Annotated in this window: 7 protein-coding genes; 2 read left to right on the forward strand and 5 right to left on the reverse strand. The window is 42.3% G+C overall.

Annotated elements, in window-relative coordinates:
• Together OU792_RS10635 and OU792_RS10640 are read right to left on the reverse strand one after the other, a co-directional pair.
• The gene (locus tag OU792_RS10635) at window positions 1–4,344 is read right to left on the reverse strand and encodes a hypothetical protein (protein WP_274670154.1); all 4,344 of its coding nucleotides are present in this window, start codon (window positions 4,342–4,344) and stop codon (window positions 1–3) included.
• A 1,033-nt stretch (window positions 4,345–5,377) separates the two neighbouring features.
• Window positions 5,378–6,415 (reverse strand): RluA family pseudouridine synthase, encoded by a 1,038-nt coding sequence (locus OU792_RS10640; RefSeq protein ID WP_274670155.1) that lies wholly within the window; start codon window positions 6,413–6,415, stop codon window positions 5,378–5,380.
• Window positions 6,416–6,461: 46 nt separating this feature from the next.
• On the opposite strand from OU792_RS10640, the gene OU792_RS10645 reads away from it, so the two are divergent.
• On the forward strand, window positions 6,462–7,385 hold the full coding sequence (locus OU792_RS10645) for a 1-aminocyclopropane-1-carboxylate deaminase/D-cysteine desulfhydrase (protein ID WP_274670156.1): 924 nt from the start codon (window positions 6,462–6,464) through the stop codon (window positions 7,383–7,385).
• On the opposite strand, the gene OU792_RS10650 is transcribed toward OU792_RS10645, so the two are convergent.
• The 3 genes from OU792_RS10650 to OU792_RS10660 are packed head-to-tail and all read right to left on the reverse strand — an operon-like array spanning window position 7,369 to window position 11,297.
• Window positions 7,369–8,004, reverse strand: coding sequence for an AlbA family DNA-binding domain-containing protein (locus OU792_RS10650; protein ID WP_134199648.1), 636 nt, complete (start codon window positions 8,002–8,004; stop codon window positions 7,369–7,371). The two genes, OU792_RS10645 and OU792_RS10650, sit on opposite strands and share 17 nt — an antisense overlap.
• Window positions 8,005–8,013: 9 nt before the next feature.
• Window positions 8,014–10,056 (reverse strand): excinuclease ABC subunit UvrB, encoded by a 2,043-nt coding sequence (gene uvrB, locus OU792_RS10655; RefSeq protein WP_134199646.1) that lies wholly within the window; start codon window positions 10,054–10,056, stop codon window positions 8,014–8,016.
• 50 nt (window positions 10,057–10,106) lie between these two features.
• Window positions 10,107–11,297, reverse strand: a complete 1,191-nt coding sequence (locus OU792_RS10660; protein ID WP_134199644.1) for a lipoprotein N-acyltransferase Lnb domain-containing protein — start codon at window positions 11,295–11,297, stop codon at window positions 10,107–10,109.
• A gap of 101 nt (window positions 11,298–11,398) precedes the next feature.
• Between OU792_RS10660 and OU792_RS10665 the strand changes: the two genes are divergently transcribed.
• A complete protein-coding gene (locus OU792_RS10665; protein WP_166669355.1) occupies window positions 11,399–13,630 on the forward strand; it encodes a T9SS type A sorting domain-containing protein in 2,232 nt (743 codons plus the stop codon).
• Window positions 13,631–13,670 lie beyond the last annotated feature (40 nt).

A 13,670-nucleotide genomic window follows, 5' to 3' on the forward strand; every position in this document is an offset into this window, starting at 1 on the left:
TTACTCCTCCTCTTCTTTCCGGACCGGTATAGCCGGCTGTCCTAGTCCAACCGAACCCTTGAGACCACTTAGGGTAGCTTTCCACCAAGTGCTGAACACAAACTTTGTCGTGTCTCTTTTGAAGTAAATATCAGATAAAACCGTATTCCCGAAAAGTTTCCGCGGGTTGTTATTTTTGATCAAGGTATTCCCCAGAAAACTCATTAAGGCCAGCTTGCCTTTTCCTTTTTCCAAAGTCAGTGAGTCCAGAAAATCAATTTTCAAATCCTCATAATGAAAGCGCATTTTTCCGATAGCTTCCTCATCATCTAGCCGAAAACTCCAATCTCCCATCACCACCTGGGCATCTTCACGGGTGTTTAGAAATGCCGCTTTTGCCAATATCCCATTCAACTTTTCCAAAGGCATAGCACCGAGCTGCAGCGTTACATCCATGGGATAGGGATCTTCGAAAAATAGACGGCTTTGAAGATTGATTTCCCCCTCTCCCATCAGCTTAGCAGTTGCAATCAAATCCAATTCCTTCAATGGGTATGATGATCCTTCAGTACTGGTAGCTGCCGGCGCGATTCCTGCGGCCACTTCCTCAAAGACTATCTGTCCGGGAAGCTGAGAACCTTCCGTAAATTCCTGGTAGCGGATTCGACCATTCTCTAAAACCACTGTATCCAAAAGTACCGATACAGGTGCTTGGCTTAGCAAAACCTGAGGCATGGGTTTATAGACATTTTCTGGCAATGGAAGTCGCTTATCGCGGAAAATATCCAGTCGAAAATCATCGCCTCTGAATTTCCTAGCTTTAATCAGCCCATCCACAAAGTAGGCAGAATAGTCAATCCCTTCTATTCTAAGCCGGTCGATATTTAAATCTACCGCATCCGTTTGGAAGCCTTTTTCTCTCAAATAGGCATAGCGCCCCATAGTCGGCGCATAGCGAACCTGATCCATTTCAAAATTCTCTCCATCAAAAACTACTTTTCCCACACGAATAGACTCCATACTGTCTTTGGTGAAAATCTCATAATCCCCGAATGAAAGAAAAGATTTACTTTCTAAAAGTGATTCAAGGATCTTTACATCCCCCATTTGGGTCAGATTCCAATTCAATGCATTGATTTCTGCATTGACCTCATTGAAGCCTAGTCCATTGATCGCTCCCGTGTTTAGGTCTTCAATTTTTATTTGTCCTTCTTGTATTTCTATGGACTGAAGGAGAATGGACTGAATCAAACCTGCTGAATCAGTTTCATTAGATTTGGATTCTTTCTTGATCTTTGGAGCATCTTTGTCCCGAATGACACTTAGCTTAGGTTGAGAGATACGAAGCTTTTCAATATCAAATACACCGGTTTCCTGAATCAGACTCAAATCATTATTGGAAATACCGATTTCAGCTATGCTACCTTCCAGAAAAAAGGGCGTTTTATTCAAGCGATCGATCGGAGCTATCGTGATGCCAGAAAGAACAGTCTCATCTTTTTCACTATCAAAAGAAAGATTGGAAAATACCAGTTGATGAATACTATCTGGGAGATTGAATTGAAACTCATTGAGAGAAATGGCCAACTGTCCGAAGAGCTGAGAAGCATCACGCCTCAGGTCCATCTCTTCACCTAAATTCAAATCCTGAATCGACAGATCAAAATCAGTATTGATGGATTGCTCCCCCCTTTGCCCGTAGCGATAGAGCAGGTTAAAATTAGAATTAGTGGCAATTACTTCCTCTATGCTTACCTCCTTGAGCACTCTTCTTTCGCTTCTCGCTTGGTTTCTTCTTGCCTGTTCGCCCGCATTGCGAATATAATCCGGATTAACTTCCAAATTAATCGAGCTTCCATTCACCCGAAGACGATTGAGCTCAAGACGATCATTGAATAAAAAATCTTCTAAATCTACCCCATCCAACTCCACCATCGGAAGCTGCAAGGACAAGGCGATTTTACTGGAAAGATTTTCACCTGGAATGAGTGTCAGGGTATCGATTGAAAGACGCTTTTTCTTGGTATCAAATTGAAGGTGATTAGTCGTCACATCATAATCACCCTGGGCTAGAACAAAGGAGTAATCCGCCAAATCAAGAATGATTTCATCAGAAAAGAAGGTTTTAGAAGTATCGTTTTCCATTCCTTCTTCGAAGTAAAAATTCTTCAGGTAAAGGGATAGATCCTCTTCGGAAAAACTGATTTCCCTTCTTCCAGAAAAATCAAAAAAGTCAAGCTTCCCTTCTTCAAATCGGACCGAATCAATAGAAACTGACCTGAAATAAGAAGAAAGAAGTCCCTGAAAATCATCCACAGAACTTGGCCCGTCCCCTCGGGAAGATTCAGATGTTTTTCGATATTTTCTATAGTCAAACTCGGGGCCAAGGACAAAAATCTCTCTTATATCCAATCTCTCTTCCAGCAGGGCTGCCCTGATATCAACTCCTCTAACCTGAAAGCTGGGAACCTTGAAATTCAATGCCACACTTTTACCATAGGCATCCAAAACATCCGAAATATTCTCAGGATTTTCCGGTCTCAAGGTAAAGTCTTTTAACTCAATCAAGTCACGCTTCGAATCGACAATCACCTCCCCTGCTTCGAAAACGTGAAGATTATCCCGAAGCTTGAGTCGATACTTATCCAAACTCAAGACCACTTCTTCCGCAAGAAAGGCATCTTGGATTTCAAGCACGGAATCCAGTGACACTTTGACATCCTCAAGGCTCAAACTGATACGCTCAAAGGCTACATCATCCGATCTTAATCCTGTTGCATTCTTGAATTGGACCCGACCATCAATCAAGTCAAAATTCCCAATATTTGCCTCTGACAAATACCCTTCCCAGATATTCCTCCTCACTTTTTTGACTTCATCTGAGCTAGCCTTTCGTAGATCCGTGATTTCCACTTCAGGTGCCACTAAGGCAATTCGATCTACATCCAATATCCCCTCGTTGTAGAGCTTTTTCAATTCAGCAGCCTCCATCTCCACGGTCTCAAGCTTGATATCAAACCGCTGATTGGGAACTATGTCAGGGTTTATTTCCGGCCTCTCGACTAGCTCAAATCTTGACACCTCGATTCGGTCCAAAAAGGAACTAGCCATTACTTTCCCACCCCGAATTAGGTGATAATCATCCGATAGGTACAGGACAAATTCCCCCAATTCCATGGCAGCATCTTTCCCATAAAAAAATTGATTCTGTCTTCTCTCCTGATCCTCACCTAGATAGAATTCAACCATCTTGAACTCCACTTGGCCTGCCTCTATCCGGTTATGAAGACTATCCAAAAGTCCTCCAGTCAAAAAATCCCCCTCGCGAACAGACAGTTCTTTTATATAAATAGACTTAAGCAACCCATCAATCAACTCATTGAGGTCACCACTCTTTTGGACACTTTTCCCGAGATTTTCATTTCTGGTAACTTGAACGGAGGGCTTGTTTAGAATAACCTCATCAATTTCCAGCTCAGATTGTCTGAAAGCACGGTTTAAATCCACATTCCCTATCCGTAATTCATCAAGGAAAAGCTCATAATAGACAGGCGCGTCTATAGTTTTATCAGGTTTTAGGGAAAACTTCTCAACTGAAATACGGCTATCCAATGAGGTAACAAAGGCTTTTTCGGCAAAAATGGAATGAACCTTATCCGGCAGTGAAAACTCCACTTGTTCCAGTTCAAACTCAAAACCTTTGGCATTGAACGGGGTAACCCAGTCTCCAGATTCGCTCCAATCCACATCAAATACATGGAGACTGGTATTCTTGGCATTGATGGATTTTTTACTGAGAAAGTTAAAAAAGAACAAGTCTGCGTCGGCGATCAAGATTTCATCGATAATCACCCCACCAAAGATCAACTTATCAATACTCTTTTTGATTTCATTTTCAAGTCGGCGTACTGCTGACACTTCTTCTTGGTCCAGAGAATCGCTTTCTTCCAATTCAGGAGGAAGTTGAAGTGAAAGATTCGGATTCTCAAGACGAATATTTCCTACTTCCAGGATTTTTTGATCCCAATCAAACCAGAGATTACGAATTCCCAATTCATCCAATTGAAAATCAAACAAGACTTGATTTTCATTGGCAGCTGTATTGGGATCCGGACGAAGGACGATCCCATTTAGGAATACTCCACGTCGAAACAGTGAAAAATTCAAACGATTAAACTCTACCTGATAGACTCCCCCTGTTGCTTCATTAACTTTTGTCCGCGCCCAATTAAGAAAAAGTAGATTAGAACCGAAATAAAAAAAGAACTCCAAAAAGAGAAGACTGAGCAGGAGATAGATCAAAAACCGCAAAACCCGCTTACGCCGAGGATGATGGCTGAGTTTATCTCGTATTCCTTTGATCATGCTGAGGTATTTTGTGAAAAATAACTAAATCCGCTCTAAAAAATAAAAAAGCAGCAATTTCTTGCTGCTTTTTGCTGTAGGAGAAGGATTCGAACCTCCACGGAGCAGTTAGGCAATAGTCCGGTTTGAGCCATGCTTTTTCCCTTATCTCCACCCCCGAGACAGGAGGGCTTGTCTGCCAATTTCAACATCCTACAGGATTATATCTTGGTGACCTTTGGTCATTTAATTCAGAAAAGAAGCGGCGAATAACTTACAGTCGAAAAAGTCGTCTGTCTCCATTGCTTACGCGCCGCTTTTCAAGTATAGATCGCATCGTTTTGCGATATTTCAATTGCTAACTCTTGATGATTCAAAATTAATAAAATGATCCTTTTATTACCCTTTTTGCAAAAATTTTTCTAATTTTTTACATTATTTTTATTTAATAGCTGTTTTTGATATAGTTTCAAAAATAGAATATCTAAAAATCAAAGCTTCATTAACAAATCTTCAATTCAACTAAGAAATCTGAGACCTAGGGGCAAAAAAAAACCATGAAAAACAATTTCATGGTTTTAATCAATTAACAATAAACCCAAAATAACCTGCTGTAGGAGAAGGATTCGAACCTCCACGGAGAAGTTAGGCATTCACGAGCTCGATAAATGCTTTGTCCTTTCATCTCCACCCCCGAGACAGGAGGGCTTGTCTGCCAATTTCAACATCCTACAGTATGATACTAAAACTTTTAGCCGTTTGACTGTTTCAAATATACAGCAAAAGGATTCTTTTTTGAAAATAATCTAAAAAATTTATCAAAAATTTACATTTTATTTAATGAAATCGTTTTAAATATACCGATTCGTTAAAATTGAAACTGATTCCAGTCTTATTTTTGACTTATTTTCAATGAATATTTTTTATAGAAATGGGGTATTCATTCAGATCGATATCAGATTCTGGGCACCAACTCGCTAATTATCATCCAGATACAGGAGCTTTTAAGAAGAGGGATTACTAAGAAAAATCAGATTTTTAAAAAATCAACAGCCTATTCATATTGTACATAATGCTCCCACTTAGCTAATACAGCCGAAAAATCTTCCGGTAGTGGCGCTTCGAAATACATGTTTTCTCCAGTACGGGGATGCTTGAAGCCTAAGGACTTTGCATGAAGAGCTTGTCTTGGCATGATTTGAAAACAATTCTCTACGAAAGACTTATACTTTGAAAACTGAGTCCCTTTCCGGATTTTATCCCCACCATACATTGCATCGCTGAATAAGGGATGCCCAAAATATTTCATGTGAGCACGGATTTGATGTGTTCTTCCGGTTTCGAGCTGACAGGAAATCAAACTGACATAGCGTAGATTATTGATTACTTCCCAATGGGTTACGGCATGTTTTCCCTGACTTCCATCAGGAAAGACATCCATTATTTTTCGGTCTTTGGCACTTCTTCCTACATGGCCGGTGATGGTCCCTGACTTCTCCTCCATCTCGCCCCAGACTAAGGCTATGTATTTTCGCTCAATGGTATGATGATAAAACTGCACCGCAAGATGCGTCATGGCCTCCTCTTTCTTGGCGATCACCAGAAGGCCAGAGGTATCCTTATCGATTCGATGAACCAATCCGGGTCGGCCCACATTCCCCTTCATCTCGGGAAGTTGCTGAAAATGATAAACCAGCCCATTCACCAATGTGCCCGACCAGTTGCCATGTGCTGGATGAACTACCATTCCGGCAGGTTTATTGACTACCAGCAAATCCGTATCTTCGTAGACGATATCCAAGGGAATATTTTCAGGAATTACCTCGGTATCCCGTGGTTCTTGTGGAAACATGACTCGGATCTCATCCAGTGGCTTGATCTTGTAATTTGCTTTGGTAGATTGGCCATTGACAAGCACGAAGCTATTGTCTATGGCCTGCTGCACTTTATTACGCGTTGCGAAAGCCACTTTCTCGGTGAGGAATTTGTCAATACGGATCGGAGATTGTCCTTTGTCTACCTTGATATGGTAATGTTCGTAAAGGGCTGCTACTTCCTCGTCCTCAAATTCCTCTTCGGGTTGCTGATTCATCCTGTAAAAATACACGGAAGTAGCTTAACTTTCCCAAAATTCAAGCATGCTTAGGCCCAATCCCATTGTTAATCAGCCTTTAGATCATCCTCTTTTGGAAGTAAAAGGGCTCGAATTATCCATTAAACGCTTGGACTTGATCCATGACTTGGTACCGGGAAATAAATTTTTCAAGCTCAAATACAACTTAGCAAAAGCTCAAGCTGAAGATCATCATACACTCCTAACCTTTGGCGGTGCTTATTCCAATCATATTCATGCAGTATCCCAAGCGGCATTTGCTCTTGGAATAAAATCTATTGGTATCATTCGGGGTGAAGAAACTTTACCGTTAAATCCTACCCTGAAAGCTGCTACAGAAAAAGGGATGCAGCTTCACTACGTGAATCGAGAAGATTTTAGAAGAAAAAAGGAGGAGGGTTTCATCAAGGGTTTGAAGAAAAAGTTTGGGGAATTTTATCTTATTCCGGAGGGTGGAACCAATGCAGAAGCCATACGAGGCACCAGTGAGATACTTTCGGATGAGGATGAAAGCTTCACTCATATCGGAACTTCTATTGGTACTGCAGGTACTTTCTTGGGTTTGATTCAATCAGCAAGTCTTGGACAAAACATCTTGGGTTTCTCCACTTTGAAGGGTGAATTCATTCACAAAGAAATCACTGATTTGAGTAAGGTCTTTGGGCTAGACCTTAGCATTCAACATCAAATATTCACGGATTACCATTTTGGTGGCTATGCCAAATACAGACAATCTCTAATCGATTTTATTTGGTGGTTTTACGAGAAATTCGGGATTATCATTGATCCAATTTACACCGGAAAGATGCTTGCAGGGATTTGGGACTTGATCGAAAAAGACTTTTTCCCGAGAGGATCAAAAATCTTAGCCATTCACTCGGGTGGCTTACAGGGAAATGAAGGGTTTACTTTTCAAACAGGAATCAAGCTCCCTACTCTTTCAAGGTAAAATAGTCCTCAGACTCTTCCGGGTGAATTTCCAAGACATTTGCCAAAACCAGTCTCACCAAGGTTTTACTGGCTAGAAATTTTGGAAGCTTCGCCTCTCTGATGTATTCGCGAAGGGTTACTTTTCCATTTTCTCCCAAAACCCTCATCAGCTTTTCCTCCTTTGGCCCGTAAGTAAAAACAATATCTCGCTGATGATGTCGACGTTTGAGAATTTCCCAGACTTCCCGACTGGCCTGCACACTTCTGTCTTCCACCCGGATGTAGGCTTTTTTCCGATTTCCATCCATTAAGTGGTAAGCATTACCATTACTTTTTGGGATATCAAAAATAGCCACTCCCTTCTTCTCGTTGATTTTGATCATCTCCACTTCATACTCAAAGCTGGGGAGAATATAATCTTCAATAGCCCGCTTTAAGACAAACACTTCCTCTTCGATAAAGCGCTGCCCACTGACTGTCCCATCATCATCAACACCCAAAAGCAATTTACCTCCTTCGGTATTGGCAAGGGCAATAAGCTCCCGGACAATTTTTTCCGGAAAGGCGACCTTCTTTTTGAATTCCAGTCGAAGCCCCTCGCCCTGAGCAGCAAGTCTTTTGACCTCTTGAAGTGTCATAATGTTTTTTTATTTCTTGGGTCCTTGCTCCAGCTGAGCAAGTCTATTTTTGAGTGCCATCCACTCATCGCGGAGACGGGCAGCTTCCATAAAGTTCAATTCCTTGGCTGCCTTTTCCATCTGCTTTTGTGTCTGAGCAATCAGTTTTTCCAGTTTCTCTTTTCCGAGATATTGTACTACCGGATCAGCTGCGATAGCAGTCTCACCTGGCATAGGTTCGGCGTAAACTTTGGCATTTTTCTTCGAATCAGCCACCTTGGTTTGCCCCATGATTTTATCTCTGGACTTGATGACAGTTTTTGGCGTAATGCCATGCTCTTCATTGTAGGCCATCTGCAGGGATCTTCTCCTTTTGGTCTCATCAATTGCCATTTGCATGGAATCCGTGATATGATCTGCATACATGATTACCCGGCCTTCTGAGTTACGTGCAGCCCGGCCTATCGTCTGTACCAAACTTCGCTCATTTCGAAGGAAACCCTCCTTGTCTGCATCCAAAATGGCAACAAGCGCCACTTCAGGCAAGTCAAGCCCTTCCCGAAGCAAGTTCACTCCAACCAGAACATCAAAGATTCCCAAACGCAATTCCCGAAGTATCTCCACCCGATCAAGGGTTTTCACCTCGGAGTGTATATAGCGGGATTTCACCCCGGCACGTTCTAGGTACTTTTGCAGTTCCTCGGCCATCCGTTTGGTCAAGGTAGTGACCAATACTCGTGCATCTTGCTTGATCGTCTGATCAATTTCCTCAAGCAGATCATCGATTTGATTTTGGCTGGGGCGAACTTCGATGGTAGGATCTAGCAGACCTGTTGGACGGATAATTTGCTCAACGACCACCCCTTCCGTTTTCGCAAGTTCATAATCTGCCGGCGTGGCTGAGACATAAATGACCTGATTGGTCAGGTTTTCGAATTCATCGAATTTCAGGGGACGGTTGTCCAAAGCTGAGGGCAAACGAAATCCAAAATCCACTAAATTAACTTTTCGGGATCGGTCTCCTCCCCACATTGCCCGAACCTGCGGCACCGTGACATGCGATTCATCAATCACAAGCAGGTAATCATCCGGGAAATAGTCCAAAAGACAGAAAGGACGCATTCCCGGTTGACGGCGATCAAAGTAGCGGGAATAGTTCTCCACACCTGAGCAATAGCCTAACTCCCGGATCATTTCCAGATCAAATTCAGTCCGCTCCTGCAAGCGCTTAGCTTCAATGAATTTCCCCTCCTTTTCGAAGAAATTAACCTGAGCGACCATATCATCCTGGATTTCATGAATGGCTTTGTCAATGGTGTCACGTCCTGTTACGAAAAGATTTGCCGGGAAAATAGAAATGATCTTTTCATCGTTCAACTTCTTACCGCTAGCCGGATCGATCCGCTGAATTGCCTCAATCTCATCCCCCCAAAAGAAAATCCTATAGCCCCAATCCGCATAGGCAACAAAAATATCCACTGTATCACCTTTTACTCGGAAAGTACCATGGGTCAATTCCTGTTGAGTTCGAGAATACAAAATATCCACCAACTTGAATAAAAGTTGATTTCTGGGAATTCGATCTCCTTCTTGGAGCCGGATCACACTTTTCCCAAACTCTTCTGGATTTCCAATACCATAGATACAGGAAACTGAAGCCACCACAATCACATCTCTACGCCCGGTAAGCAAAGAAGAGGTTGCACTAAGTCGCAATTTTTCGATCTCTTCATTGATCGAAAGGTCCTTTTCTATATAAGTACCTGAACTGGGAATAAAGGCCTCAGGCTGATAGTAATCATAGTATGAAATGAAATATTCGACTGCATTTTCTGGAAAAAATTGCTTGAATTCCCCATAAAGTTGAGCGGCAAGGGTCTTGTTATGACTCAAAATCAAGGTGGGTTTTTGAACCTCCTGAATTACATTGGCTATCGTGAAAGTCTTTCCCGAACCTGTCACTCCCAAGAGCACCTGTGCTTCATCACCCTCATTGACCCCATTAGTCAATTCTTTGATTGCCTTTGGCTGATCTCCAGTAGGCTGATAGTCTGATGTGATTTTAAATTCCATACTTTTCTACAAACACCTTTTGGGGCAATAATAGTTTGGGCAAATCTGAATTAGGCAGAAATAGCTTTATACCTATCGACATTATAGTACAGATAATTCGTGCGAAGAATCACTACAAGTAAAATTGGAATAAGGCTTGGGTGAAAGGACTGGAATCCCAGAATCCAGAAAACCACAGCCGCATCAGCCAAAATCAAAGCTGCAAGCAGGTAATGACGCACCCAAGGTTTTAGATTTTTGCGAAGCAAGGCAAAAGCTAATATCAAATGCCCAGGAAAAGCCCAAAGAATATTCCAGTTCCACTGCGTGGCTGAATGCTCTGTAGCAAACCAAAGCAAAAAGATGACTATGCCCAAAATACCCAAGATCGAAAATAGGGCTACATCAAAGCCGATAAACAAGCGCTTTCGCTTGAAGCCGATATAGGTAATCACTGTAAATACAACTGCCACCAGCCAAAAAAGCCAGTAGGGATTCAGACTTGGCATTGTGGCATTTTGTCTAGGGAAATCCAAAATGACATGATTCTCCTTCACAAGTGGTCTAGTCGGACCATCCCCTACGATACTTGCTCTCGCAAAGGCTTTTTCCATGTAATCAGGCAAAAACTGCTCCTCCTGTGCCGTAGCATCCCGGTCGATCACTGCCCCTAGAGCCAAATCTATCCCCAAGTCAGCCCAAGGCATATTCAAAACATATTCATCGATCAAGTTTCGGAAGGTCTTTTCGGATTTATCGGCACCCTCATCATTCCAGACCAATTTGTCACCTAATACCAAATCCATCGCATCCCGAATTCGGGTGGCACAATTATCAAAAAAGAAATCGTAGCGATAGTACCGCCGCTCAGGAAGGTAATTGACCTGAAGAAACTCCACCATATACTTTTCCTGCTCCAGACTTAAATTCAACACTTGTTCTCGAATGGACCGCTTCTCTCGAGTATAGGTCGCCACAAAATCTGCATAAGTACTCACGCTAAGCATGTAATCCAGCCTACCTCCTGCAAATTTCCCGTAGAAATTGGGTGTATTGAAATTGAAGGTACCGTAGTTGAATACATAGTCCGTACCCTTGATATTATCCAGCACACGAATGGCGCTATGTCCAAAAGCCATGTAGAGCTCATCTCCCGGATCACAGGTCAGCAAACTGATTCGATATAACTGAGCTTGAGAGACATAGACCTGACTAACTAAGAGAAAAATAATCAGACCGATAACTTTCTTTTTTGATTTCATTGTATTAACTTAATTGTCCTTTTTCAACACTTCTTACTTTGGATATGAGGGACAAAACGATGTGCCTACGGATATTTTTCCGATGCCGAATATACAGGATTATGTCGGCTTTTGGAGTCATGTGCTTGACTTGCGCGGTTCTCTATGCCCAAGAAACCGGAGCATTTCGGACTGTTTCGACCGGCAATTTTAATAATCTCAACATTTGGGAAATCTTTGATGGCAGCACTTGGGCGGCAGCCAGCTTTCTACCCAATCAAAATCACGATATCTACATCGACCAAACCCACACTCTTACACTCACTCAAAACGAAGCAGTCAAAAGTTTATTTATCAATGCCGAAGCTGGAGCAGGTCAAAAGTTAAACCTGAATGGATTTAATTTAGATGTTTATGGCACTCTCCAAGCCTTTTCGGGAGCTGCACCAGGAACACCTGATGGCACAAATGCTTCGACTAACTGGATAGGAAACTCGATTTCTTCTACTTTGACATTTCGAGGCTCAAGCAGAGTAATTACTCCACAAGGTGCCTGGAGTGCTCAATCCACAAATAGTCGCTACAGCGTAATATTTGATCCCGGCCCGGGACAGGAATTGACGATAGAAACAGCAATCAAAGCCTTGAGCTTCGTCATTCGGTCAGGTATTTTATTACAAAAATTAAACACAAGTGTCAATCCAGCCAGATGCTCTACACTCTCTTTTAACACCAATCCGACAGTTGCGGCAGGCCCTTTTGGAGAATTAATCATAGAGCCCGGCGCCCAATTAATTTCCGAATGCAATGATGAGATTCTTTTCCGATCGGGCTCGATCAGTGCTTTGCAATTCGTCCTTCAAAATGGGGCAGAACTAATCCTCGAAGGCGAAACCCCAGAAATCGAAGCAGCAAACTTTCAACTGAATGGCACCATAATCCATCGTGGCGGAAGCAGCACCAAGACATTTCTAGCTTCTACCTATCCTGATGCAGCTATCCCAAATGCGATTCGCAACCTCGAATTACAAGGGTCTGAAGATTTAATTTTGCCTTCCGATCTTTTCATCCTCGGAGATCTTCGACAAAGTGGGACGGGGGAAATCACAGCCACGAGCTCACACTTATACTTTGTAGGAAATGGAGATCAGCAAATCGAAAACTTTTTACTGACCTCTCAAAACATGTCACTCAATAAACCTGCCGGGGACTTGACTATCGAAGCTGACTTGAATGTGACCGAGACACTTTTTTTACAAAGTGGAAGTCTAAATCTAAATGGGAATACCCTAACGGTAAACTCTTCCGGAATCGGAGGTATCAACTATTCCGGCGGAACTTGGAAAAATGCCAATTCATTTATTTACTCCAATCTACCCACTACACTTACTGCTACAAATGGCACCTTCCCATTTGAAGATGTGGCTAACGGAGGAGAAAGGCTAGTGCAGCTTTTGGGTACAACGGCTGGAGGTGATTTAGAAATTACCTTCACCGAATTTGAAGGAGCCGATTTCAATGCAGGATTTCAGGATACAGATGGAACTGACATTCTCTACCGCTTATTTTCCTATTTCCAATTTTCGGGATTTAACCCTAGTCCAAACTTATTGGAGCTTCGAATTTCAGCAGATCAATTGATCGTAGATGATGTAGATGACCTTCGGATTGTTGGAACCGGCTATGCGGCACCTGGAAATAACATTTCGGGCCTCGACCCTGTCAGACTTTGGGCAAGAAGAGAGGTACCCATAAATGACTTTCCGGGCGTAAATTTTACCATCGGTAGTTTCCGAACCTTGAGTATTCTTCCAATTGAGTTCTTTGATTTCGAAGCAAGCTGGAAAGAATCTGCTCCGAAAATTAGGTGGAAGGTCAGAGATGAAAAAGCTGGGCAGTTTGAAGTTTACAGAAGTGAAAATCCATTAGACACATGGGATCTCTTGGGTGCGGTTGAATCGGATCCTGAGAAGCAAGGCAGATACGATTGGCAGGATGTCACGGCAAAAAAATTCAAGACTTATTTTTACCGCATCAAGCATGTGGAAGAGACGACTGATCTGATCTCTTGGTCTACCACAGTCAGGTTAAACCCAATAAATTCAATTCCAGAGAATGGTATTATATATCCAAACCCTTATACAACAGGTCCATTACACCTGAAACTTCCTACCGAAATTGACCCTCAGACTGCAGAGATCAAGGTCTTCCATAAAAATGGAACATCCTTAATTCAAGAATCCTTAGACTCTCCGCAGCTAATCTCAGATTTGAAACGGCTAAGGCCAGGGCTCTATTTCATCCAAATCAACTCAAGCGAAATTCAACTGAATTTTAGATGGATTAGAAAATAATGTTTGATGGAAGTTCAAGTCATCTATTTTTTGATCGGTA

The sequence above is a fragment of the Algoriphagus sp. NF genome (assembly GCF_028823735.1).
Classification (GTDB): Bacteria; Bacteroidota; Bacteroidia; order Cytophagales; family Cyclobacteriaceae; genus Algoriphagus; species Algoriphagus marincola.